The 23,610-nt window shown below is 68.3% G+C and carries 21 protein-coding genes and 1 pseudogene; 9 read left to right on the top strand and 13 right to left on the bottom strand.

What is annotated here, in order from left to right; all coding sequences use genetic code 11:
* Positions 1-128: 128 nt before the first annotated feature.
* Entirely contained in the window at positions 129-1,154 is a 1,026-nt protein-coding gene (locus ABIC65_RS20705) for a LacI family DNA-binding transcriptional regulator (RefSeq protein ID WP_354311282.1), read from the top strand.
* Here the strand turns inward: ABIC65_RS20705 and ABIC65_RS20700 are convergent.
* From ABIC65_RS20700 to ABIC65_RS20690, 3 genes are all read right to left on the bottom strand, one after another.
* Positions 1,151-2,275: a glycoside hydrolase family 68 protein gene (locus ABIC65_RS20700; protein WP_354311281.1), complete on the bottom strand. Its 1,125-nt coding sequence runs from the start codon at positions 2,273-2,275 to the stop codon at positions 1,151-1,153. The two genes, ABIC65_RS20705 and ABIC65_RS20700, sit on opposite strands and share 4 nt — an antisense overlap.
* Complete coding sequence (locus tag ABIC65_RS20695) at positions 2,272-3,585, bottom strand: MFS transporter (protein ID WP_354311280.1); 1,314 nt, start codon at positions 3,583-3,585, stop codon at positions 2,272-2,274. The genes ABIC65_RS20700 and ABIC65_RS20695 overlap by 4 nt, the downstream gene beginning before the upstream one ends.
* Positions 3,586-3,783: 198 nt before the next feature.
* A complete protein-coding gene (locus tag ABIC65_RS20690; RefSeq protein WP_354311279.1) occupies positions 3,784-4,278 on the bottom strand; it encodes a hypothetical protein in 495 nt (164 codons plus the stop codon).
* On the opposite strand from ABIC65_RS20690, the gene ABIC65_RS20685 reads away from it, so the two are divergent.
* On the top strand, positions 4,256-4,951 hold the full coding sequence (locus ABIC65_RS20685) for an alpha/beta fold hydrolase (protein WP_354311278.1): 696 nt from the start codon (positions 4,256-4,258) through the stop codon (positions 4,949-4,951). The genes ABIC65_RS20690 and ABIC65_RS20685 overlap by 23 nt on opposite strands.
* Positions 4,952-4,958: 7 nt before the next feature.
* Here the strand turns inward: ABIC65_RS20685 and ABIC65_RS20680 are convergent, their stop codons facing one another.
* The 3 genes from ABIC65_RS20680 to ABIC65_RS20670 are packed head-to-tail and all read right to left on the bottom strand — an operon-like array spanning position 4,959 to position 5,961.
* Positions 4,959-5,207: a glutaredoxin domain-containing protein gene (locus ABIC65_RS20680; protein ID WP_354311276.1), complete on the bottom strand. Its 249-nt coding sequence runs from the start codon at positions 5,205-5,207 to the stop codon at positions 4,959-4,961.
* 52 nt (positions 5,208-5,259) lie between these two features.
* Positions 5,260-5,748, bottom strand: a complete 489-nt coding sequence (locus ABIC65_RS20675) for a PIN domain-containing protein (protein ID WP_354311275.1) — start codon at positions 5,746-5,748, stop codon at positions 5,260-5,262.
* Complete coding sequence (locus ABIC65_RS20670; protein WP_354311273.1) at positions 5,749-5,961, bottom strand: type II toxin-antitoxin system Phd/YefM family antitoxin; 213 nt, start codon at positions 5,959-5,961, stop codon at positions 5,749-5,751.
* Between the two features lie 198 nt (positions 5,962-6,159).
* Between ABIC65_RS20670 and ABIC65_RS20665 the strand changes: the two genes are divergently transcribed.
* The gene (locus tag ABIC65_RS20665; protein ID WP_354311271.1) at positions 6,160-7,524 is read left to right on the top strand and encodes a cation:proton antiporter; all 1,365 of its coding nucleotides are present in this window, start codon (positions 6,160-6,162) and stop codon (positions 7,522-7,524) included.
* Positions 7,525-7,736: 212 nt separating this feature from the next.
* Here the strand turns inward: ABIC65_RS20665 and ABIC65_RS20660 are convergent, their stop codons facing one another.
* Entirely contained in the window at positions 7,737-9,263 is a 1,527-nt protein-coding gene (locus tag ABIC65_RS20660) for a tryptophan halogenase family protein (protein WP_354311269.1), read from the bottom strand.
* Positions 9,264-9,378: 115 nt separating this feature from the next.
* Here ABIC65_RS20660 and ABIC65_RS20655 point away from each other — a divergent pair, with 115 nt between their 5' ends.
* The 4 genes from ABIC65_RS20655 to ABIC65_RS20640 all read left to right on the top strand — a co-directional run bounded on the left by ABIC65_RS20655 (position 9,379) and on the right by ABIC65_RS20640 (position 15,730).
* The gene (locus tag ABIC65_RS20655) at positions 9,379-11,274 is read left to right on the top strand and encodes an NPCBM/NEW2 domain-containing protein (RefSeq protein WP_354311267.1); all 1,896 of its coding nucleotides are present in this window, start codon (positions 9,379-9,381) and stop codon (positions 11,272-11,274) included.
* Positions 11,275-11,407: 133 nt separating this feature from the next.
* Positions 11,408-11,965: a PAS domain-containing protein gene (locus ABIC65_RS20650; protein WP_354311266.1), complete on the top strand. Its 558-nt coding sequence runs from the start codon at positions 11,408-11,410 to the stop codon at positions 11,963-11,965.
* On the top strand, positions 11,962-15,408 hold the full coding sequence (locus ABIC65_RS20645) for a CheR family methyltransferase (protein ID WP_354311264.1): 3,447 nt from the start codon (positions 11,962-11,964) through the stop codon (positions 15,406-15,408). Before ABIC65_RS20650 ends, ABIC65_RS20645 begins: the two co-directional genes overlap by 4 nt.
* Complete coding sequence (locus ABIC65_RS20640; RefSeq protein WP_183049534.1) at positions 15,377-15,730, top strand: response regulator; 354 nt, start codon at positions 15,377-15,379, stop codon at positions 15,728-15,730. Before ABIC65_RS20645 ends, ABIC65_RS20640 begins: the two co-directional genes overlap by 32 nt.
* A gap of 220 nt (positions 15,731-15,950) precedes the next feature.
* Here the strand turns inward: ABIC65_RS20640 and ABIC65_RS22345 are convergent.
* Together ABIC65_RS22345 and ABIC65_RS20630 are read right to left on the bottom strand one after the other, a co-directional pair.
* Positions 15,951-16,092: pseudogene (locus ABIC65_RS22345) on the bottom strand (DapH/DapD/GlmU-related protein); the annotation flags it as partial.
* A 906-nt stretch (positions 16,093-16,998) separates the two neighbouring features.
* Positions 16,999-17,994 (bottom strand): phosphatase PAP2 family protein, encoded by a 996-nt coding sequence (locus tag ABIC65_RS20630; protein WP_354311262.1) that lies wholly within the window; start codon positions 17,992-17,994, stop codon positions 16,999-17,001.
* A 248-nt stretch (positions 17,995-18,242) separates the two neighbouring features.
* Here ABIC65_RS20630 and ABIC65_RS20625 point away from each other — a divergent pair, with 248 nt between their 5' ends.
* Positions 18,243-18,794, top strand: coding sequence for a hypothetical protein (locus tag ABIC65_RS20625; protein ID WP_354311260.1), 552 nt, complete (start codon positions 18,243-18,245; stop codon positions 18,792-18,794).
* Between the two features lie 2 nt (positions 18,795-18,796).
* Here ABIC65_RS20625 and ABIC65_RS20620 read toward each other — a convergent pair whose 3' ends face one another.
* Both ABIC65_RS20620 and ABIC65_RS20615 read right to left on the bottom strand, forming a co-directional pair.
* Positions 18,797-20,242 (bottom strand): hypothetical protein, encoded by a 1,446-nt coding sequence (locus ABIC65_RS20620; RefSeq protein ID WP_354311259.1) that lies wholly within the window; start codon positions 20,240-20,242, stop codon positions 18,797-18,799.
* Positions 20,239-20,973, bottom strand: a complete 735-nt coding sequence (locus ABIC65_RS20615) for an ABC transporter ATP-binding protein (protein WP_354311257.1) — start codon at positions 20,971-20,973, stop codon at positions 20,239-20,241. Before ABIC65_RS20615 ends, ABIC65_RS20620 begins: the two co-directional genes overlap by 4 nt.
* A gap of 114 nt (positions 20,974-21,087) precedes the next feature.
* Here ABIC65_RS20615 and ABIC65_RS20610 point away from each other — a divergent pair, with 114 nt between their 5' ends.
* Positions 21,088-21,297: a hypothetical protein gene (locus ABIC65_RS20610; RefSeq protein WP_354311256.1), complete on the top strand. Its 210-nt coding sequence runs from the start codon at positions 21,088-21,090 to the stop codon at positions 21,295-21,297.
* 9 nt (positions 21,298-21,306) lie between these two features.
* On the opposite strand, the gene ABIC65_RS20605 is transcribed toward ABIC65_RS20610, so the two are convergent.
* Both ABIC65_RS20605 and ABIC65_RS20600 read right to left on the bottom strand, forming a co-directional pair.
* Positions 21,307-22,797, bottom strand: coding sequence for a tryptophan halogenase family protein (locus tag ABIC65_RS20605; RefSeq protein WP_354311255.1), 1,491 nt, complete (start codon positions 22,795-22,797; stop codon positions 21,307-21,309).
* A gap of 35 nt (positions 22,798-22,832) precedes the next feature.
* Complete coding sequence (locus ABIC65_RS20600; protein WP_354311254.1) at positions 22,833-23,540, bottom strand: SapC family protein; 708 nt, start codon at positions 23,538-23,540, stop codon at positions 22,833-22,835.
* Positions 23,541-23,610: the final 70 nt, after the last annotated feature.

Here is a 23,610-nt window from a genome sequence, read left to right as displayed (position 1 = left end):
GGGCTCTCCTTGCTGGGAACCCTTCACAAATCCGTATATCCCCTATTGCAATCGATTGCAACAAGCCCCGTATTTGTCCGGAGCGGCGCGATCTTGCGGTTTCCCGCCAATCCGGCCACACCTTGGTCGTGAGCCAAGATGCACCGCCTTCCGATCGGCCGGCCCGCACGCTGGCCGATATCGCGCGCCTTGCCGGGGTTTCGACCGGCACCGTCTCGCGCGCGCTGGCGGGCAGCAGCCTGGTCAATGCGGAGACGCGCGAGCGGATCCAGGCGCTTGCCGCCGCGCACGACTTCCGGGTCAACCAGATGGCGAGGCGGCTGCGCACGCAGAAGACCGGCGTGATCGGCGTCGTCGTGCCGTTGGGGCATGAACGCCGCCAGCATCTCTCCGACCCGTTCTTCATGACCATCCTCGGCCATCTCGCCGACGCACTGACCGAGAATGGCTATGACGTGATGCTCTCGCGCGTCATTCCCGACGCCGCGGACTGGCTGGAGCGGATCGTCGATTCCGGCATGCTCGACGGCGTATTGCTGATCGGCCAGTCGGACCAGATGGAGGCGATCGAGCGGGTCGCGCGGCGCTATCGCCCGCTGGTCGCCTGGGGCAGCAGCCTGCCCGGGCAGGTGCATTGCGCGGTCGGCACCGAGAATGTCGCCGGCGGCCGGATCGCCGCCGAGCATCTGATCGCGCGTGGCGTGCGGCGGATCGCGTTTCTCGGCGAACTGCGCGCACCTGAAATCCGCGCGCGCTTCGAGGGCGTGTGCGCCGCGGCGGCCGCGGCAGGGCTGCCCGCGCCGCTCCAGCTCGACACCCATCTCGCTTCCGAGATGATGGAGCAGGAGATCGCCGCCCACCTCACCCGCCACCTCGACCGGATCGACGGCATTGCCGCCGGATCGGACATGATCGCGATGACGACGCTGCGCGCGCTCGCCGACCAGGGCATGGCGGTGCCGAGTGACGTGCCGGTGATCGGCTATGACGACCTGCCGCTCGGCCTGCAGACCGTACCGCGCCTCACTACGGTGCGGCAGGACATCGCGAGAGGCGCCCGCGCGATGGTCGAGCGGCTGTTCGCGCGGATCGCCGGGCAGGATGCGCCGTCGCTGGTGATGGCGCCCGAACTGGTGGTGCGGGACTCGGCTTAAGGCGCGATCGTTACCCGGTCGCCGTCGAAGGCCAGGCGGAAGAACGGTGCGGCCACCCCGCCGAAGATGCGGCGACGCTGGGCGGGATCGGCGAGCAGCGCCGCGTCCGCGGGCGCCACCCCGGGATAGTCGACGAAGCTGAGCACCTCGCCCTCCCCCGTCACCCACCAGCAATAGGCCTGGGTCGGCGCCTCGGGCGGATTGCCGGCGACGAGGCCGGTGCCGTTGACCGGGCACCATGGACCCGCCATCCCCTCGGCGACCATCGCGTACAGCCCCGTAGGCGCGGCGAGGCCCTCGGCAAAGCGGCGCGCCTGGGTGCTCCAGAACAGATAATAGAGTCCGTCGCGGACGACGATGTGCGGCCGTTCGAGCTCGCTACTGACGTCAATCGCCGAGAGCAGCGGCGCCTGAAGGCTCCAGCCATCCCCCGCGCGGCGCGCGATGCCGATCACGCCGTTGACTCGGGCGTCGCTCCAGGCGGCATTGGCGGTGAACAGGACATAGTCCGCGCCATCGGCGGGATCGCGAAAATAGCCGGGGTCGCGAAAGCCCTGGATGCCGTGCGCCGGGGCAACCGTCTCGTCCGCGACCGTGTACAGCACGCCATCGGCCGCGACGATCTCCTGCGGCGCAGTCCAGTCCTCGATCCGCGGGGACTCGCCGTCGAGCACGAACCGGCCCTGGCTTACGAACAGCCGCTGCTCATAGCTGGTCGCTTGGCCGCGGCGGCCCGCGGCGGTGAAATAGTGTGTCAGCGTAACCCCATCCGCCGCCAGCACCGCCGAGCCGGACCATTCACGCGAGCCCGGCGTGAAGCCATCGGGGAAGGCGTCGCCATGGTCTCGCCAGCCATCGTCGCCATGGCTGGTAAGCCGGATGCGGGCGACGTCGTGCCGGCCTTCGGGATCGTCGAGCCGGGGCGCGGCGAGGAAGAACCACCAGCTACGCCCGCCGCGCAGCACCGTGCGGCCCTCGGGATCGGCGATTGGCCACATGTCCCACAGGTCCATGCCCGGCACCGGCGATTTCCCACCCGGCGCGAGCAGCGGCAATGCCGCGCCGGCCTGCGTAGCGACTCCGGCAACCGCCGCACGCGTCCATTCGGCGGTTGCGTTCATGCTGTTTTGCGCTCGCGTACGGTCCACACCGCGAGCGCGGCGCAGAACAGCAGCAGCCCGCACAGGCGCAGCACGTTGCGCGCGTCGCCGCCCAGCAGCGGCCCGTAGAGGAACGGCAGGGTGACGGAGAACAGCAGCATCGGAATCACGATCATCATGTTGAAAATGCCCATATAGACCCCGGTCCGCGCGGGCGGGATCGATCCGGCGAGGATCACGTACGGATTGCCCATCATGCTCGCCCAGCCGAGGCCGAGGCCGATCGCGGGGACGAACAGCAGCGCCTTGTCCTGCACCTGGGGCAGCCAGAACATGCCGATCCCGGCGCAGACCAGGCAGGCGGCATGGAGCCGCGCGGCGCCGATCCGACGCGCGATCGGCACCATCGCGAAGGCGGCGACGAAGGCGACGGCGTTGTAGAAGGCGGCGATCTCGCCATTGGTGAGAACGGCGGAACGGAAACCCGGCGCGGTGGAATCCGCCGTGCCATAGACCGATCGGGCGATGGCCAGGATGACATAGGTCCAGTACGCCATCATCGCGTACCACTGAAACAGGCTCATCAGCGCGAGCTTGCGCATCGCCGGCGGCATGTCGCGGATCGCGCCGCCGATCTCGGCAAGGGTGGCGCCCAGCGACTTGGGCTGTGCGGCGATATGCGCACGCTCGGCCGGGGTCAGCGGCAACTCCGGCACGCGCAGCACCGACCAGAGGATCGTGCCCAGCGCCAGCACCGCGCCGACCATGAAGGCGACCCGCGCCGTATAGGGGATGTGATGCGCATCGACCCAGTCCTGGCTCATCCCCGCCCAGACGAGCAGCGAGGGCGTGAGGAAGGCGAGCATCTGCGCGAGGCCGGTAAACGCGCTCTGGGTGAGGAAGCCCAGCCCGTGCTGGCTGGGGTCAAGCCGATCGGACACATAGGCGCGATACGGCTCCATCGTGATGTTGTTGCCGGCATCGAGCAGCCAGAGCAGCGACACCGCCATCACGATCGAACTGCTGAGCGGCATCCAGAACAGCCCCGCCGAGCACAGCACCGCGCCGGCCAGGAAATAGGGAGTGCGGCGGCCCCAGCGGCTGTCGGTACGGTCGCTCATCGCGCCGATCAACGGCTGGACGAGCAGCCCGGTCATCGGTCCCGCCAGCTGGAGCAACGGCAGCGAGGCTTCGGAGGCGCCGAGATAGGAATAGATCGGCGCCATGTTGCCCTGCTGCAGCCCGAAACTGAACTGCAGGCCCAGGAAGCCAAGGTTCATCTCCAGGATGCGCCACAGCGAAAGGCGCGGCTTCGCGCTAGCAGGGTTCATCGTCGCGCCTCTCCACCGGGCCCGTTTGTTCTAGCCTTCCTTTATGGAAGGTTTAGCGACACGGAGCAACAATCGATTGCAATCGAAGTGGAGCAAAAGGCGCAAACGCAAAAGGGCGCCCGCAATTGCGAGCGCCCTTCGCTAGGGCCCGCCGCCTGCGTGGGAACGGCGGGAACCCGGACCGGAAAGCTTCCGGAATTACATCCCGTTGTGCAGGTTGGTGTCTGCGTCGTGGGTGCGCATGTCCTTGGCCTTGGCGTCGCCCTCGGCGCGCACGGCATCGGCCTTGTTCTCAAGATTGTCCTGCGCCGCATCGGTCGTGGCGTTGCTGGCCATCGCCTCGATGTTGTCAGCGCGCGCTTCGGCGTTCGCTTCGATGTTGTCGGCCGCCTGCTCCCGCGGGGTGTTGTTGCACGCCGAGAGCGCGATCAGGCCGGCAGCGGCACCGAGCACGAGCATCTTCTTCATCATCATTACCCTTTTACGTTGGTACAGTCGAAAATCGTTGGCTGCGAAAATCAACGACGCGGCACTTTGTTCCGAGAGCGTACCGCGGACGCGACGAGCCGAGTGCGCGGGCAGAACCGCCAAGAAACCGGCGGATACGACAATCCGCCGTGCTTCCCGTGACTTAGATCCTGCAGCAACATCCTGCATGGAGGCTTTTCGCATGACGACCACTTCTTCGCCCACGATCCTGCTCGTCCATGGCGCCTGGGCCGACGGATCGAGCTGGCAGCGCGTGATCCCGATCCTGCTGGGCGCCGGCCACAAGGTGGTCGCGGTGCAGAACCCCACCCAGTCGCTCGCGGGCGACGTCGCCGCGACCCGCCAGGCGCTCGACGCGGTCGAGGGGCCGGTGGTGCTGGTCGGCCATAGCTGGGGCGGGGCGGTGATTACCGAGGCCGGCACCGATCCCAAGGTGAAGGCGCTGGTCTATGTCGCCGCCTTCGCACCCGCCGCCGGCGAGGCGCTGGGCCCGCTGGTCGGCAAATATCCGAACCCGCCCGCGCTCGGCAAGATTCAGGACGACGGCAAGGGCAACCTCACCCTCAGCACCGAAGGCTGGGTGGAGGACGTCGCGAACGATCTGCCCGAGGCCGAGGCGCGCGTGCTGGCGGTGCTCCAGCCGCCGCTCCCCGCCAGCACGTTCGGCGACGTCATCAGCCAGGCGGCGTGGGAAACGGTGCCGAGCTGGTACATCGTCTCCACCGAGGACCGGGTGGTGAGCGTAGAGCTGGAGCGCGAATTCGCCGCGCGGATGAAAGCGACGACGACCGAACTCGCCGCAGGTCACCTTTCGCTGCTCTCGCAGCCGGAGGCGGTGGCGAAGGTCATCCTGGAAGCGGCGGCCTCGGTCGCCTGAGGCGCGGTCAGCGACGGGCCAGCGCGTGTGCGAGCGCGTCGGCCCCGTCGAACCGCTCCTCGCCGAGGAAGATCACCGGGGTGGTGGCGACGCCGAACTCGTCCTTCACCGCCTCCACCTCGTCACGGGTGCGCAGCACGCGGTCGTCGATGTCATAGCCGCGCTCGAGCAGCAGCTCGCGGGCGCGGACGCCGAAGGGGCAGACATGGTCGGGCAGGACCATGCGGTAAAGGGTCGCTTGCTTGTCGTCGGCCATCGCGTTTCTCCTTGGCAGACAAATGCTTGGGGGACACGCCGGTTGCAGCGCATCAGCTGCGCAGGAAGAGATTGCGGAACCACACCGGGCCGCTGCGCGCGGCCGCGGCGCGCCAGTCGTCCACCGAGTCGTCGGGATCATAGCGGCGCGGGTCGAACAGCTTGAGCCGCACGCCGCGATAGGCGGCGGCGTCATAGGTGACCAGCGTCAGCGCATGTTCGAGCGCGGTGGCGGCGACCAGCGCATGCCGGTCGCTCGCCAGCGCCACCTGCCCGCGCCGCCGCGCCACCGCGGTATCGACCGGCAGCAGATGCGCGCCGAACGCGGGAACGAGCTGGTCGTCGATCCAGCGTCGCAGCGCATTTGCATCGTCGCCGCGGGGTGCGCGCGCCGCCTGCGCCTCGATCTCGGCCAGCACCAGCACCGAGGCGAACAGCTGCTCGCGCGGCACGGCGACCGCCCATGCCGCCAGGCGCGGATCGGCGGTGCCGGCGCGCGCGTGGCGGAGGTCGAGCAGCACCGCGGTGTCGAGCAGGTACATTCACCAGCGCCCGGGTTCGACGTCGAACGGCTCGGCCGCCGCCAGCGCGTCGACGATGCTCTCGCGCTCGCCGGTAAAGGCGCGAAAGCTGGCGATGCTCATCAGCACATGGGTGGGCTTGCCCCGGTCGGTGATGAAGACCGGCTCGGTGCGAGCGAATCGCTTCGCTGCGCTGACGTCCTGGTTGAAGTCGCGGCTGGTGATCACCTTCATCGCGCACCCTGTCCCTGCCACTGTCTAGGCACCATTCTGTAGGTACGTACCTACCTTGTGGACCCGCGGCAACAGTCGGCCCCAGGCCGCCGGAAAAATGAAGGTCACGGGCAGATCGGCTCTTGCCGAGCGCGTTTGCGCGGGGTTCCTAAGGCCTTGCGCCGACGCGGGAGATGTCGGGCGCAAGAGGGGATCCAGATGAACGAGCTGCTGACCGGCGCCTGGCATGCGCTGACCGACGTCCTCAATCCGCACGGCCCGGCGGTGCACGCCGCCAAGACCTTTGCGCCCGGCGATTTCAGCATCCACTTCTTCCTGCAGCTCGCGATCATCCTGCTCGCCTGCCGCGTGGTCGGCTGGGCGGGGCAGAAATTCCTCAAGCAGCCCCAGGTGGTCGGCGAGATGATCGCGGGCGTGGTGCTCGGGCCGTCGCTGCTCGGGCTGGTCGCGCCCGATCTGCAGCTGGCGATCTTCCCCAAGGAAACGCGCAACGTGCTCTATGCGGGCGCGCAGCTCGGCGTCGGGCTCTACATGTTCATGGTCGGGCTGACGCTTCGGCTGGACCATTTCCAGTCCAAGGCCAAGAGCGCCGCGGGCGTCTCCGCCGCCGGGATCGCCGCGCCCTTCCTGCTCGCCGCGCTGATCACGCCGAGCCTGCTCACCGTGCCGGGGCTGTTCACGCCGGGCATCAGCCAGGCCAATGCGACGCTGTTCATGGGCGCCTGCATCGCGCTGACCGCCTTCCCGATGCTCGCCCGGATCATCAACGAGCGCGGCCTCGCCAATTCGGCGCTCGGCACGCTGTCGCTGACCGCCGGCGCGTTCGACGATGCCGCCTCCTGGTGCGTGCTTGCGCTGGTGCTGGCGACCTTCGGCGCGGGCCCCGGCGTGGCGGTGCTCGCGATCGGCGGCGCGGTGCTCTACGCCGGCTTCATGCTGGTCTTCGGCCGCCGCCTGCTCGCGCCGCTCGGCCGGATCGTCGAGGCGCGCGGCGAAATGACGAGCGGCGTGCTTGCCGTCACCATGATGCTGTTCTGCCTGTCGGCCTTCGTCATGGACGCAATAGGCATCCACGCGATCTTCGGCGGCTTCCTGATGGGCGTGTGCATGCCGCGCGGGCTGTTCGTCGCCGAGCTCAAGCGCAAGGTGGAGCCGCTCGCCGTGGTGCTGCTGCTGCCGATGTTCTTCACCTATTCGGGGCTCAACACCCGGATGGACATGGTCAACTCGGTGCCGCTGCTGCTGATCGCGCTCGGCATCCTGGCAGTGTCGGTGCTCGCCAAGTTCGGCGCCTGCTGGGCGGCGGCGCGGCTCGCCGGCGAGGACAACCGCACCGCGCTCGGCATCGGCGCGCTGATGAACTCGCGTGGGCTGATGGAACTGATCATCATCAATATCGGGCTGCAAAAGGGCATCATCGGCCCGACTTTGTTCTCGATGCTCGTGCTGATGGCGATCGTGACGACCGTGATGGCCACTCCGCTGTTCGAGGCGGTCTACGGCCGCAAGGCGCGGGCGAGCGGCGAGCTCGACGCGATCGACGGGCAGCTGGCGACGGTTTGAGCCTCTGAGAGTTTTGTTTCGCGCAGAGGCGCAGAGAGCGCAGAGGGAGATTGCCCGCTCCGGCGGACTGTCTTCCTCCGCGCTCAAGTCTCGCTGCGCCCTTTCGGTTTCCAGCGCTTCGCGCGCGGGACCAACACCTCTGCGCTCTATGCGCCTCTGCGCGAAATCACTTATTCTCGCCGTGCCCCCGTTCGGACGAAAGCCCGCCGCCGCTACTCCGCGAGCTGCCGGATCAGCTCGCGATGCGCGGGCAGGTCCGCCACAGCCTGTTCGCCGAAGCCGCGGATGCGGGCGAACTGGCGCGCGGCGGCCTCGGCATGCGGGAAGCCGTCGCGCGCGCCGGAGAGGTCGGTGCGGAAGTCCATCCCGTAGAGGATGTACTGATAGTTGAAGAAGGCGAAGCTCTCGACGTCGAGCAGGAAATCGAACCGGCTCGGCGGGCGGTGGCGCCACTGCTCCAGCAGCATCCGCAGCGTGTCGGGAATGGTCGCCGGATCGCGATTGTCGCGCCAGAACGGCTCCTCGCGGCGGCTGAGGCAATAATGGAGCTTGAGGAAATCGGCGATCCGCTCGTAGCGCGCGGTCATCAGCGCGTTGAACCGCGCGGCCGGCGCGTCGATCGGGCCGGCATGCGGAAACAGCTCGGCGATCATCGCCGCGGCGGCTTCGATCAGCACCACGCCCGTCGCCTCGAGCGGCTCGAGGAATCCGCCCGATAGCCCGACGGCAACGCAGTTCTTCACCCAGGGCGCGCGGCGATAGCCGGGCTCGAAGCGGATCAGCCGCGCCTCGTGCGGTGCACCGCCGAGATGCGCGTCGAGGATCTCCGCCGCGCGGTCGTCGTCCAGATGCGCCGAGGAATAGACGCAGCCGATGCCCCGCGCATGCTGGAGGCCGATGTCCCAGGTCCAGCCGCCCTCGTGCGCCGCGGCGACGGTGGTGGTGGCGATCGGCGCGTCGGGATCGGCATAGGGCAGCTTGCAGGCCAGCGCGCGGTCGGTGAACAGCTGGTGGCGCACCGACGTGAAGGGCGAACCCAGCGCCTTGCCGATCAGCGCCGCCTCGAAACCCGAGCAGTCGATATAGAGATCGGCGGTCAGGCTGCCATGCTCGCGCGTCTCGATCCGGTCGATCGCCCCTTCGGCATCGGTGTGGGCGGAGAAGACTTCGCCCTCCAGATGCGTCACGCCGAGTTCGATCGCCCGGTCGCGGAGCAGCTGCGCCAGCCGCACCGCGTCGAAATGATAGGCATAGGTGAGCGGCCCGCCGAACCCCGCCTCCTCGGCGCGCTTGGGCGCCCGGCCCTGCGCCGCGACGCGGTTCTGGATCGTCATCGCCTCGGCGAAGGGCGCCCGGCGCGCCTCGGGCTGGAGCAGCCAATACGGCACCAGCCCCGCCCCCTCGGTGTGGAACGGCGCCTCGAACGGATGGAGGAAGTGGTGGCGGGTGCCGTCGGGCTGGGGCGCGTGCAACCAGTCGTCGAAGCGGATGCCCTGCTTGAAGGTGGCGCTGGCCTGGCGGACGAAGCTGCGCTCGTCGATGCCGAGGAACTGCAGCGTCTCGCGGATGGTCGGGAAGCCCCCCTCGCCCACGCCGACGATCCCCAGCGCAGGGGATTCGAGCAGCGTGATCGCGAAGCGGCGCTGGTGGGCGATGTCGAGATAGCGGGCGAGATAGGCGGCGGTGAGCCAGCCCGCGGTGCCGCCGCCCAGGATCAGGATCCGCCGCATGGGGTTCATCGGCCCACGCTACGGCGCGGCGGCGGGCCGGGCAATGGTCGTAGAGCGGCGGAAAGCATTTGCCTCGCCCCCGACGCTCCGGTTAGTCCGACAAATAAACAGGGGGAGAAGACGCATGGCGATCAGGACGTTGGCGGGCATGGCGATCGCACTGCTGGCATCGGCGAGCGTGCAGGCCGCGCCGCGCGACCCGCTCGCCCCCACCGGCCGCTGGTCCGCCAACACCGATGGCCGCGCCGCCACGCCGCCGATGGGCTGGAACAGCTGGAACGCCTTCGCCACCGATGTCGACGAGGAGAAGGTGCTCGCCTCGGCGCAGAAGATCGTCGACACCGGACTCGCGGCCAAGGGCTATCGCTATATCAACCTCGACGAAGGCTGGTGGGACCATCGCCGCGCCGATGGTCGCATGCTGGTGCGCGCGGACAAGTTCCCCTCCGCCCGTACCGCCGACGGCGCTACTTCGTTCAAGCCGTTCACCGATCGGCTGCACGCCATGGGCCTCAAGGCCGGCATCTACACCGATCTGGGCCGCAACACCTGCGCCCAGGCCTATGGCCCCAACGAGCCCCAGTTGCCGCGCGGCAGCGTGCTTGAGCGCGAGGTCGGGCTCTACGGCCATATCGACCAGGACATCGCGCTCTATTTCGGCGAATGGGGCTTCGACTATATCAAGATCGACGGCTGCGGGCTGCGCGCCTTTGGCGAGGACAGCCCGCTGGTCCGCGCCGGCCGCCACCGCGCCCTCGCCCCGATCCTCGACCTGGACAGCGTCAACCGCTCGAACATCCCGGCAGTGCGGGCGATGTTCGCGCAGGTGAAGGCCGCGCTGGTCCGCGCCGATCCGGACGAGGACTATCTCCTGTCGCTGTGCATCTGGGGCTCGGCGGACGTGCGCAGCTGGGCCAAGGATGTCGGCAACATCTCGCGCACCAGCGACGACATCACCCCGCACTGGACGCGGCTGCTCACCAATTTCGACACGGCCGCGCGCCGGCCGCTCTATGCGCATCCCGGATCGTGGAACGATCCCGACATGCTGTTCATCGGCAAGGGCGAGTTCGACGCCGAGCATCTGACCGAGGCGCGCGCCCATTTCGCGCTCTGGGCGATGGTCTCCGCGCCGCTGCTGATCGGCGCCGACCTGCGCACCACCCCGCAAGCGCTGATGGACATTTTCGGCAATGCCGCGCTGATCGCGATCGACCAGGACCCCGCCGGCAACCAGGCGGTCCTCGCCTTCGACAGCGACGACTTCCAGATCCTCGTCAAGACGCTGGCGGACGGCGACAAGGCGGTCGCGCTGTTCAACCGCAGCGCCGCGCCGACCGAGGCGATCCTCACCGCGCAGCACCTCAAGCTGCGCGACGATGCGCCCATTGCGCTGACCGATCTTTGGACCGGCGCCGCCTCCAGCTTCAGCAAGGAAACCAAGTTCAAGCTCGCCCCGCACGAAACCCTGGTGTTCCGCGCCAAGGGCACGCGGCTGCTCGCCGACGGGCTGTATTTGTCCGAAATGCCCGGCAGCGTGAACCCGGCGGTGGACGGCGTCACCGCGCCGATGGCCGATCCGATGATCCACCGCGCGGTGGTCTCCTGGAGCGGCACGCGCGGCGCGGGACAGCGCCCGCTCTACGCCGGCTGGGGCGGCGCGCAGGCGGACTCGACACCCTATGGCCGCGAGCTCGCCGTAGCCGGCAAACACTTCAACGCCGGGCTGGGCGTGCTCGCCAATTCACGACTGGAGGTACGCAACGCCGGCTATCGCCAGCTCAGCGTCTCGGTCGGCGTCGACGATTCGGCGACCGATGCGGCGCATGCCGTCACCTTCCAGCTCTATGGCGATGGCCGGCTGCTCGCCACCTCTGCCCCCATTCGCCGCGGCACGGCTGCCAAGCCGCTCACCGTCAATGTCGCGGGCGTGAAGCTGGTCGAGCTGGTGGCGCGCTCTGCCGGTGCCGTGAATGAGCGACTGCCGATCGTATGGGGTGACGCTGCCTTCCGCCGATAGTCGGAACACCTGCGAAATCAAATCGCTAGCGACCACCGGCCCTTTGTCTCGGGTTGTTTCGTGCCTGAATCGTGCCTATCCTGGATCAGTTTCCGGGACAGGTCGTTCTGCTTCCCACCGAGGCCCAGCAGACATGACCCAGCAACTTCCCCCCGCGCTCCGCGACTATTTCGAGAGCTCGCCCGTCGCCCTTTCGCTCGGCGAGGCGGCCGGCGACCATCCGCTGCTGCTCACCAACCAGCGGTTCCGCGACCTTACCGGCTATGCCTCGAACGAAATCGCCGGAAAGAATTGCCGCTTTCTCCAGGGTGACAGCGACAACCGGGAAGCACGCACCCGCATCCACGCCTTTCTCGACGACGACGCGCAGACCAGCGTGCGCACTGCGATCGTCAATTTCCGCAAGGACGGCACCCCCTTCGTGAACCTGCTCTACATGTCGAAGCTGCGCGCGCTGACCGGTGAGACGCGCTATATCTTCGCCTCGCAGTTCGACGTCAGCCGCACCCAGCCCGAACGGCTCGCGGACTATGACCAAGCGCTGGGGCAAACGATTGCGCGACTCGCGCCGGTGGTCGCCGAAAGCGGCATCGCGGTAGAGGGCACGCTGATCACCATTGCCAACACCGCGGCGACGATCGCGCAGGCGAAGATGACGCTCTCCGACCTCGATACGAGCAGCTATCTGTGAACGCGCCCTTCGACGCCAAGACCACCACGCTGCCGGTCGTAGGTATCGGCGCTTCGGCCGGCGGGCTGGAAGCGCTGCGCGAGATGCTCGCGCCCGCGCGTGCGCCGACCGGCATGGCGTTCGTGATCGTCCAGCATCTCGATCCCAACCATGAGAGCATGCTGGCGCAGCTGCTCGACCGGCAGACCAATCTCGAAGTGCTCCAGTGCGAAGGCGGCGAGCGGATCGAGGCGGACAAGGTCTACATCATCCCGCCCGGCCACGGGCTCGTCATCCGCGGCGGCACGCTCGAGCTGACCGATTTCGCCCAGCCGCGCGGGCTGCGCCGCCCGATCGACGATTTCTTCCTCTCGCTCGCCGCCGACCAGCAGGGCAATGCCGCTTGCGTGATCCTCTCGGGCACCGGCGCCGACGGCACGATCGGGCTGCGCGCGGTGAAGGAACATGGCGGCGTCTGCCTGGTGCAGGAGCCGGAAAGCGCGCGTTATGACGGCATGCCGCTGTCGGCGGTGGGCACCGGCCTTGTCGATTTCGTCAAGGCGCCGGGCCAGATGCTCGACTGCCTCCACGCCTTCTTCCACCGCAGCGGCGGCGAGGAGCAGAAGGAAGAGGCGTCGCTCGTCGCCGACCATGTCGACGAATTGTGCAAGGTGCTGCGCACCGCCGTCGGCCATGATTTCTCGGGCTACAAGCGCACCACGCTGATCCGCCGGATCGAGCGGCGGATGCACGTGCTCGGCATCACCAGCGGGCGCGCCTATCTCGCCCGCGCCAAGTCCGACGCGGACGAATGCGAGGCGCTGTTCCGCGACCTGCTGATCAACGTCACCCGCTTCTTCCGCGACGCCGACCTGTTCGACCGCCTGCGCACCCAGGTGATCGAGCCGCTGATGCGCAGCTGGACCGGCGAGGAGGACATCCGCGTCTGGATCCCCGGCTGCTCCTCGGGCGAGGAGGCCTACAGCATCGCGATGCTGTTCGCCGAGGCGGCGCGCAAGCTCGCGCTGTCCTCCACCGGCGTGCAGATCTTCGCGACCGATATCGACGAGCAGATGCTGCAGATCGCCCGCAACGGCGTCTATCCGACCTCGGCGATGATCGACCTGCCGCCGGCGATGCGCGAGCGCTACACGCTGCCGCACAGCGACCGCTTCCAGATCGTGCCGCAGATCCGCGACATGATCCGCTTTTCCAACCACAGCCTGGTCAAGGATCCGCCCTTTTCGCGGATCGATCTGGTCTCGTGCCGCAACCTTCTGATCTATTTCGACGATCGCCTGCAGCAATCGGTGATGCCGCTGCTCCACTATGCGATCCGGCCCGAGGGCTATCTGTTCCTCGGGCCTTCCGAGACGATCGGCCGGTTCGAGCATCTGTTCCCGGCGATCGATGGCCAGGCGCGCATCTTCCAGCGTTCGCCGGGTGCGCCCAACTATCCGATCGACCTCCCCGGCAGCTCCCGCGCCCGCAGCCCGCGCGAAGACCGGCACGAGCGCCAGTCCGGCCGGGTCGGCGCCGAGGAAACCGCGGCGGTCCGCCGGCTGATCGATCGCTATGCGCCCGCCAGCCTGGTGCTCGACCAGGAAGGCGTGATCATCGCCGCCTATGGCCGGCTCGGCCGCTATTTCGACTTTCCCGTCACCCGCACCGGCGGATCGAGCGCGATCGGCCTCGCCCGCCCGGGCCTGCGCAACGTGCTGGGCCCGCTGCTCCGCGCCGGTCGCGATCGGCGCAAGCGGGTGGTCGCGCGCGACGTCACCGTCGAGTCCGAATATGGCAGCCAGACGATTGACGTGGTCTGCGATCCGATGCCCGACGGCACGCTGCTCTTCGTGTTCCGCGAAACCGCGCCCTTCCGCCCCGCACTCGACGAGGATGTCGCCGAGCTCGATGCAGGCGACGACCATCTCGATGCGCTGGAAGACGAGCTGCGCGTCACCCGCCACCGCCTGCGCACCACCGTCGAGGAACTGGAGACCGCGAACGAGGAGCTGAAGAGCTCCAACGAAGAAATGATGTCGATGAACGAGGAGCTTCAGTCGACCAACGAGGAGCTGTCCACGGTCAACGACGAGCTGAAGGGGAAGGTCGACCAGCTCACCGTCGCCAATTCGGATCTGCGCAATTTCTTCGAATCGACCGATCTCGCGGTGGTGGTGCTCGATGCCGAGATGCGCATCCGCAGCTTCACCGAAGCCGCCACCGCGCTGTTCCCGCTCCAGCCGAGCGACCGCGGCCGTCCGCTGGCGGACGTCGCCAGCCGTCTGGCGGGCAACGACTATCTGACGGATGCCCGCGCGGTGATCGCCGGCGAGGGCCCGCTCCAGCGCCGGGTGACCACCCAGGACGGCAGCCGCACGCTGTCGATGCGCACCCTGCCCTATCGCGCGCAGAACGGCGCTACCGACGGCGCGACGCTGGTGCTGACCGACATCACCGACGCGCTGTCGCTCGAACGCGCGCTGGCGGCCGAGCGCGAGCGGCTCGACATGGCGATCCGTGCCGGCGGCATCGCGGTGTGGGAATATCGCGTCGATACCGGCGAAACCGTGGTCGACGATTATGCCCGCGACGTGCTCGGCATCCCCGCCGGGGTGGCGCTCAACGACCCCGAAGCGCGGCTTGACCGGATGCACCCGGAGGACCGTCCGGTCTTCGAAGCCAGGCTGGCGCGCGTCGTCGACGAGGGTGGCGATCTCGAGATCAGCTATCGCATTCTCTCCGACGATAAAGTTCGCCGGATCAAGACCTTCGGCCGGCTGGTGGACGATGCCGGGCCGCGTCGGCTGGTAGGGGTGTCTATCGACGTCACCCCCGAATATCAGCTCGCCGAAACTCGCGAGCTGATGCTCCGCGAGATGAACCACCGGGTGAAGAACCTGTTCGCGATCGTCAGCGGGATGATCTCGGCCGGTGCGCGCAGCCATGACGACGTGATCCGCTTCGCCAACGACATGCGCGAGCGGATCGCCGCACTCGGCCGCGCCCATTCGCTCGCGGCGCCGGCCGGTGCGGTGCAGTCGATCGACCTCGCTGAGCTGGTCGAAGCGACGCTCGCTCCCTACCGGAATCATGCCAGCATCGAAATAAATGGCCCGGCCGTGCAGATTCACCGGACCTGTTTGTCGCCGCTTGCGTTGATGCTGCACGAATGGGCGACCAACGCTGTCAAATATGGGGCACTCGGTGCGAGCGGCGGGGAACTCTCCGTGCGCTGGGAACGCGTGCCCGACGGGGTTCGGCTCGACTGGCGCGAGACCGGAGACCGACCCGTTTCGGTGGAATCGGGCACCGGCTTCGGCACAATTCTGGTACAAACCTCGTCGCGCCAACTGGGCGTGGCGGTCACCCGATTGGCGGAGGACCATGTCTTCGCCATCCAGATCCATCTGCCTGCGAAAGTGCTTGCGAATGACGAAGACGGTGATGCTCATCGAGGATGAGCTTTTCGTAGCGCTGGACGTGCAGGACGTGGTGGAAGAAGCGGGCTTCGCGGTGGAAGGCCCCTATGTCTCGGTCGCCGAGGCGCTGGAGGCGGTGGCGAGCCACCTGCCCGGCTGCGCGATCCTCGACGTCCGGCTGACCGACGGCGAGGTGTTTCCCGCCGCCGACGTGCTGCGCGACGCGGGCGTGCCGATCATCTTCCATTCGGGCCATGCCGACGCAACCTCGCTGCGCGACCGCTATCCGCAGGCGGTGGTATGCTCCAAGCCCTGCTCGCCGAGCGCGCTGCGGGCAGCAGTGGAGAATGTGTTCGCGGCGTGAGCGTCTTACCCTAACTCGGCGCGCAGCAGTGCCGCGACCGCGACACGCCCGGGTTCGAAGCGCTCGATTTTGCCATTGGCGATCATCGGTTCCAGGCCGTCCAGGAAGCGATTGGGGTCCGTCGGATCCAGTTCGGCAAAGTCCGCATATTTATAGTCCCACCAGCGGCTCGCGCGGAGCCGCGCGACGGTAACGTCGTCAAAGCGCTGGCGGATGACCTTGGCGGGAACGCCGCCGACGATCGCATAGGGCGGCACGTCCTTGCTGACCACCGATCCCGCCGCGACGATCGCCCCGTCGCCGATCGTGATGCCGGGCTTGATCAACACATCCTGCCCGATCCACACGTCGTTGCCGATCCGCACGGGTCCCAGATCGCTCTGAAAAGGCTGTATCGGCACGTCGCGCCCGAACGCCCTTTGCGACAGCGCGTTCATGTGCCAGCGCCACGGCCAGAAATGGGTCGACACCCAATCGGTTGGATGCGCCGGGCCCATCACCCGCGTGCCGAGCGCGATCGAACAATAGCGTCCGGCTTCGAACGGCAGCACCAGCCCCGGCGACTGGCAATAGGTGAAGGCGCCGAAATTCGCGCAGCCGCCACGCGGCATCGATGCGAAGCGTTCCGGGCGCCACGCGCCGGGGATGCGCACGGTTTCGCCATAGGCGAACACGCCCTCTACCCGCCATTCGTGTGCGAGGTAGATATGCTCGCGCTGCAGAATGACCTCGGCGGCAGGGGACCAGATGAGCGCGAGATCGGGCTGCCCGGCCGCGTCCGTCGCTGCCAGGCCGATCAGGTGCTGGCGCGCGCCGGCGAGCAATGCGCTCGGCCGTTGCGCCGCGCACCGGTTGATCTCCTGCACGCCTGCTGCCGCCTGCCCCAGCGCGCCATGGCAGAGCGCGAGCACTACCGTCAGCGCCGCTACCGCGCGCGGTTCGCGCTCGACTTTCAGGCGCAACGCGACGGGGCTGATCAGGTCGGGAAAATGATCGAGGAATTGCGGGAATACCGGCCAGAGCTCCGGATGGTCGCGCTCATCCGACAGGTCCTCAATTAGGATGTCGATGATCCGCTGATATTCTTCCGAGGAGAAACCAGCCTGCGCCACCACAGGCGCGTCGCAAACCACCGTCATGTTCGACCCCCGTACCTATACGTAGGTCATTATAGAGCCGAGGAGCGGATGGGATGGGGCGGGGATACCTACCGATGTAAGAGGGACAGTGTTCAACCGTCCGCCTAAGCAGGATAATGCGCTCCAGCCTCAGCGGGCACCACCGGGCGCAGTCCGCACCCGCCAGCGCACCAGCAGCGTCGCGAAGAACCAGGCGACCAGCGCGACGCCGGCGCCGAGGATCAGGTCGATCAAATAATGCGTGCCCTCCACCGGGGTCGACAGCAGCATCGCGCAGGGGATCGCGGTCAGCCACCAGCGCAACGGCCCGCAGCGCTGGGCAGCGGCGATGTAGAGCGTGGCGGATGCCGCATGGAAGCTTGGCGCCGAGACCAGCCCGCGCAGCTGGCCGACATCCACCAAGGTCAGGCTATGGTCGCGCAGCGCCGGGATCAGGTCCGGCTGCCAAAGCTCGCTCACCGGCATGTAAGGGATCGGCCCGTGCCACAGGTACGAGAAGGGCCCCACCGCCGGCATCTGGCTGTAGATCGTCAGCGTCAGCACCGCGGCGATCGCGAAGGCGGCGAGAAATCGGTGTGCCTCCCGCCGCTGCCCCATCAGCGCGAACCAGCCGAGCAGCAGCGCCGGCGTGAGGAAGATGCTCTGATAGGCGGCGATGCCGAGCAGCTGGAGCGCGCGGTGCGCCGCAACCAGACGGTACCAGGCGAGCCAGTCGAACTGGAGCAGCTCGTCGACGCGCTGCAATCCGGCATCGGCAAAGCCCTGGCTCATCGCCGCAATCGGGTAGGAGCTCACCGCCCCGATCAGCGCGAGTGCCATGAACAGCGCGTAATATTCGATCACCTGGGCAAGCACCACGCTCCAGCGGCGGCCGTCGCGCAGGCACCACAGCCGCAGCAGGGGCGCGGTGGCGAGAATCGCATAATAGGGGATGTTGCTGCGCGCGAATGGGTCGATGTGAAGCCCCGCCGCCCAAAGCAACGCCGTGCACGCGGCCACCGCAGCGATCATCGCGCCAACTACCTGACCGCCCGAAAAGCCGATGCTCGCCCGCGGATCGGTCAAAGGCGTCAGAAGCACCGTGGTGGTGACGAGAAGGGCGGAGGCGGGATGCGGATCGTTCAAGGGCATAGCTCGTCGGGAGGGCGGAGCGACCCGCCTGCCATTGCTGTCCGCGCGTCGTGGCCGACCCTATCGCGCCGATGCGCCTGCGCCTAGCCCTTGGGCGCCTGTCGCGGGTGGCACTTTACCGCCGGGTAAAGTGCCACGGCCGGCGGTTTCCCGCGCGCGGCAAAGTGCCATGGCTGGTCCAAGTGCAGGCGGGTGCACGGAAGGGATTCACAGGCGAATCGCGATGTGCTTAGATTCCTGCTATGTTCCAGCCCGATCTCTTCGCCGCCGCCCCCCGCGTTCGGCCGGACGCGGCCTCCCCCACCGCCATGGACCTGCCCGCGGTGCTCGACCGGCTGAGCGCCACCTGCGAGCGGCCCCGCTACAGCTTCATGGTGCTCCAGCTGATCGCCCAGGCAAGCGACCGCACCGGCTGGGCCGGCCCGTGGATCGAACGCGACGGCCGCCGCCTCTCGGTGCGCGACTGGCTGAGCGAGGCGCTGTCGCCGGTCGCCCGCCGCGATCCGCGCCGGCTCGGGCTGACCGCGCGGGCCAGGGCCGAGCTGGAGAAGGCGGGCACCCTTCCCGCCGATCCCGAAGCCGCGCAGGCGGCGATCGAGGCGGAGGTGCAGCATCGCATCCGCCTCTCGGGCCGCACAAATGTAAGCCGGGCGGTGTCCGAACTGGTCCGCGCCGGGCTCGTGCGGCGGCACTATCAGGGCTTCCGGGTGGACCACCATAATCGCGGCGCCCAGCGCCACGCGGTCTATGCGGTGACCGACGAAGCCCGCCGGGCGCTCCACCCCGGCGGCTGAAGTCAGAGGAAATAGACGATCACGCCCGCCGCAAGCCCGAGCAGCAGCGCGATCACGAACTCGACTAGGTTGCGGACGATCCCCCCGCCCTTCTGCCGCCGCTGGAAGGTCGAGCGCGGCGCCGGCTGGGCATGGGCCACCTCGAGATAGCCGACCGCGCCGCCCGCGCCTGCGGTGAAGAGCAACGTGACCAGCGCACCGGGCACGGTCTCCATCGCGATCGCCACCGGCAGCAGCATGCCGAGCGGCGCCGCCAGCGCCATTGCCGCGAGCAGCTTGGCGACATCGAGATCGTCCTTCTCGACCGGCGCCACCTTGAGCAGGTCTGGCGCATCCTCGGCCGAAGCGGCGAGCCAGGCGAGGCTCGACACCAGCTGCCCGGCGATCACCACGCTGGTGAAGGCGAGCGTCGGCGCCATCGGCAGCGAACCGCTGTCGCGAAAGGCGACCAGCAGGATCGGCGCGAGATAGACGATGCGCAGCAGCACCTGGAAGATCAGCGCGGGATCGCGCAGCAGCAGCCGCAGCTCCTTGGCGAAGATCGTCGCGAAAAGCCCGCGGTGGAACTGGCGGGCGATCCCGCCCTTGGCCGCGCGCTTCGCTGCCGGTCGCGCGCCGCCCGCGCGGTAGCTGCGCAGGAACGCGTGCCGCATTCCCCAACCCGCCAGCGCGAACAACGCCAGCGCGGCCCCGAGCAGCAACGCCATCGCCAGCGGCTCGCCGAACGCAGCGCGGCCGGGCAGGCTGCTCAGCCCGCTTTTGCCGAAGCCGTGCTTGCGCAGCGCATCGAACAGCAGCACCGTGCCGGACTCGCGGCGATCGTCGTGCTGGTTGAGGAGCTGGCTGGCGAGGAACACGCTCGCGCCGGTCAGCGCCGCCAGAATCTGCCCGAGTGTCCGCGCCGCCCGCGGCCCGACGGTGCGCGCGAGCAGCAGCGTCACCCCCAGCCCGAGGCACGCCGCCGTCAGGGCGAGCGCCACCAGCAGCGCCAGTGCACCGAGCAGCTCGGGATGGCCGAGCAGCGCCACCGGTAGCAGGATCGGCAGCAGGAAGATCGAGAAGGTGAGCATCACCCCGCCGGCGATGCCGAGCAGCTTGGCCAAGACCACGGTGCGCGGATCCAGCGGGGCGGAGAAGAGCAGGTCGAGATCGCCCGCCTCGTACAGGGTCCGCTGGCTGGCGAGCAGCGCCTGGGTGGTCATGAAGGTGAAGAGCAGGATCGAAGCGATCAGCGCGATCAGCCAGGCGAGCGGCCCCGCCTGCCAATGCTCGTCGGCCAGCAGCAGCCCGAGGCCGACGCCCAGACCGGTATAGCCGAGCAGCACCAGCGCGAGCACCACCTGCCCCAGCCTGCTGCGGCCGGTGGCGCGGAGGTTGCCGCGCAGCTCGTGCAGCGTCAGCCAGGCGAGGCTGCCGGGCGGCAATCGCCGCATTGCCCAGCCGATCACGGGCGGCTCGTCAGGCGGATGAACGTGTCTTCGAGCGTCGCCTCATCCGATCCTGCGAGCGCGCGCAATTCCTCCAGCGTACCCTCGGCGAGCAGCTTGCCGCCGGCGATGATCCCGATCCTATCGGCCAGCCGTTCGGCGACTTCGAGGATATGGGTGGTCACGATCACCGTCTTGCCTTGGTCGACCGCGGCGCGCAGCGCGTCCTTCACCGATCGCGCCATCGCCGCGTCGAGCCCGGTCAGCGGCTCGTCGAGGATGAGCAGCTGGGGATCGTGGATCAGCGCGCCGGCGAGCGCCACCTTCTGCTGCATGCCGCGCGAGAAGCCCTCGCAGCGGGTGTCGCGCACCTCCCACAGCTCCAGCCAGCGCAGCAGCCGCTCGGCCTCTGGCGCGGCGCGATCGGGCGGGATCCGCCAGAGGCCGGCGACGAAGCCGAGATATTCGGCCGGGGTCAGCTTGTCATAGAGCATCGGCTCGTCGGGCAGCCAGGCGGTGATCGCCTTGGCCGCCTGCGGATCGCGCCGCGCATCGACGCCGAAGATCTCGATGCTGCCGGCATCGGGCTCGGTGAGCCCCACCGCCATGCGCAGCGTCGTCGTCTTGCCGGCGCCGTTGGGCCCGAGCAAGGCGTAAAGCTGGCCCGCCCCGACAGTAAGGTCGAGGCCAGTGATGACGGGCTTGCCGAAAGACTTTTGCAGGCCGGCGATGCGGAGCGCGGGAGAGGACATCGGCGCCGATCCTAGCGGCCGCGCGGTTCGTCGCAAGCGCGCCGTTATGGACCTTTTTCCGCGTTCATTCGTCCCCAGCTTCCGCCAGTACCGGGAGGGGTGAGGATGTTCGCAATGCCAAGTACGATCGCACCGGAAGTGATCGCCTGTATCGCCGAAGGGCGCCAGCCGACCCCGCACGAGCTGGAGCGCGTGGCCCGGCGCGTGCGCGCCGATCTGGGCAATGCTCGCCCCGCCTTTGCCTGGGGCGACGCCGATGCCTCCGCCGCCGACCAGCTGAGCCTGCGTGTCGCCGAACTCGCGCTGATCGGCAGCCGCCGCTAGGCAGCAGCGTCAGGCGGCCGCCGGCACCTTTGCCGCCGCGTAGCGGGCAATGAACTCGGCATGGCCCGGCAGCTTGGCGAGCTGCGCCGCGATTCCGGCGCGCAGGTCGCCCAGCGCGCGCGCCAGGTCCTCGGTCGGGATCTGCGCGGGCATATGGTGGTGGTCGCGCGGGCGCACCCCCTGCCCCAGCATCACCGCGTTCCAGCTGTCGATGCGGAACAGGTCGGTGCCTTCCTGATAGGTCGACGCGCCTTCCTCGAACAAGGCGATCCGCGCCGCCAGGCTGTCCGGCACCGCACGCGCGGCATGGTCCCGCCAGAAGGGTTCGGGGCGGTCGTTGAGCTTGTAGTGGAGGATGATGAAGTCGCGGATATGCTCCGATTCCGCGCGCGACTGGGCGTTGAACCGCGCCGATAGCGCCGCCATGTCGCGACGAAACGGGAAATTCTGCAGCAGTCGCGTCACCGCGATCATCACCAGATGGATACTGGTCGATTCCAGCGGCTCGATGAACCCGCTCGACAGGCCCAGCGCCACGCAATTGCGGTTCCACGCCTGCTTCCGCATGCCGGTAGTGAAGCGGATCAGCCGAGGATCGAACAGCGCCCGCCCCGGCACCGCCGCCAGCAGCTGCGCCTTGGCCTCCTCGTCCGACAGATAGTCGCTCGCATAGACGAAGCCGTTGCCCATCCGGTGCTGCAGCGGAATCCGCCAGCGCCAGCCGGCTCCGTGCGCGATCGCGCGGGTATAGGGGACCGGCGCCTCGGTCGTCTCGGACTGCACCGCGAAGGCGCGGTTGGTCGGCAGCCAATGGCTCCAGTCGTCAAAGCCGGTCTTGAGCGTCTCCTCGATCAGCAGCGCGCGGAAGCCGGTGCAGTCGATGAAGAAGTCGCCCTCAATGCGCAGTCCGCCTTCCAGCACCAGCGCGGCGATGTCGCCGTCCGCCCCCTGCTCGACCTCGGTGATGCGCCCCTCGACGCGGCGAACCCCGGCGGGTTCGGCCAGGCCGCGCAGGAAGGCAGCATAGGCGGTCGCATCGAGATGATAGGCATAGGCCAGCGGCATCGGATCGCCGGTGGCGAACTTCTCTGAGAGCGCGGCCTGGGTCTCCAGGGAATAATCGCCGAGCGCACCGCCGAAGCCACGGGCTTGCGCCTCCAGCCAGAAATGCTGGAAGTCGCACAAGGGCAGCGCCCGTCCGACCGAGCCGAAAGGATGGAAATAGCGCTCGCCCTCGCGCAGCCAGTTCTCGAACGAGATGCCGAGCTTGAAGGTCGCGTTGGTCTCGCGGAGGAAGACCTGCTCGTTGATGCCGAGCAGCTTGTGGAAGGTCCAGGCGGTGGGAATGGTGGACTCGCCCACGCCCACCGTGCCGATCGCATCGGATTCGACCAGCGTGATGTCGAGGTTCGGCCCGAGATGCCGCACCAGCGCCGCCGCCGCGACCCAGCCCGCCGTGCCGCCGCCGGCAATCACCACCCGAAACTTCTGTCCGTCCATTGCCGATCCCCTCCCCAATTTCTGTCGTTCTGCCCTCAGCCTTCGCGGCGTTCCTTGCGCGCGATCAGACGCGGCAGGTTGCCGAGCGAGGAAAGCTGCCACACCGCGCAGCGCAGGAAGTCCTGGGCGTGGAGCGCTGCCAATGTCTCTGCTCCGAGCGCGGCGAATCGGCTGCCCTCGATCACCCAGCAATCGGGCACCTTGTAGCGCCGGCCGCTGGTGAGTTCGATGTCGAAGGTGACGGGTTCGAGCAGCCCGGCCGCCTCGAACGCGGCGAACATCGGCGCCGAGAGCTGGTCGCCGACATAGATGGCCTGCAGCGTCGCCGCGATCCGGTCGAGATAGGGCGCGTTGCCGCCCTGCTCGAGGAACAACGGCGCGCCCTCGCTGGTCGAGACGCGCGGGTGATCGGTGTCGATATGGATCATCGGCTCGCCAGCCTCGCCGGGCCGCGGCAGGCCGATCGAGAAGGGGCCGATCTCCATCAGCGCAGGGACTTGGTCGGCATCCCATCGGTCGCCGTCGAGGTAGAGATTCTCGTCGACATCGAGGCCGAGCAACACCGTCGAGCGCCAGCTGCCGTCGTCGTCGCGACGAAAGATCAGCACGTACTCGCGCTGGAGCGCTTCGAATTCGGTGGGGAACACCGTCATCTGGTTCACCGCGTCACCGAGCGCGGCGCCACGGTTCAGCCGGATCCGCAGATCGGCATGGTCGATATTGTTGAGCACGGCGCGGGGCATGATGTGCGAACCTTAAACGAGAAAGGCCGCCCGAAGCGAGCGGCCTTTCCTTGAGTTGTACAGGCGGGCT

It is taken from the genome of Sphingomonas trueperi (assembly GCF_040545665.1).
Taxonomy (GTDB): Bacteria; Pseudomonadota; Alphaproteobacteria; order Sphingomonadales; family Sphingomonadaceae; genus Sphingomonas; species Sphingomonas trueperi_B.
Note: the sequence above shows the minus strand (reverse complement) of the source record. Positions and strands in the feature narration are given on the sequence as shown.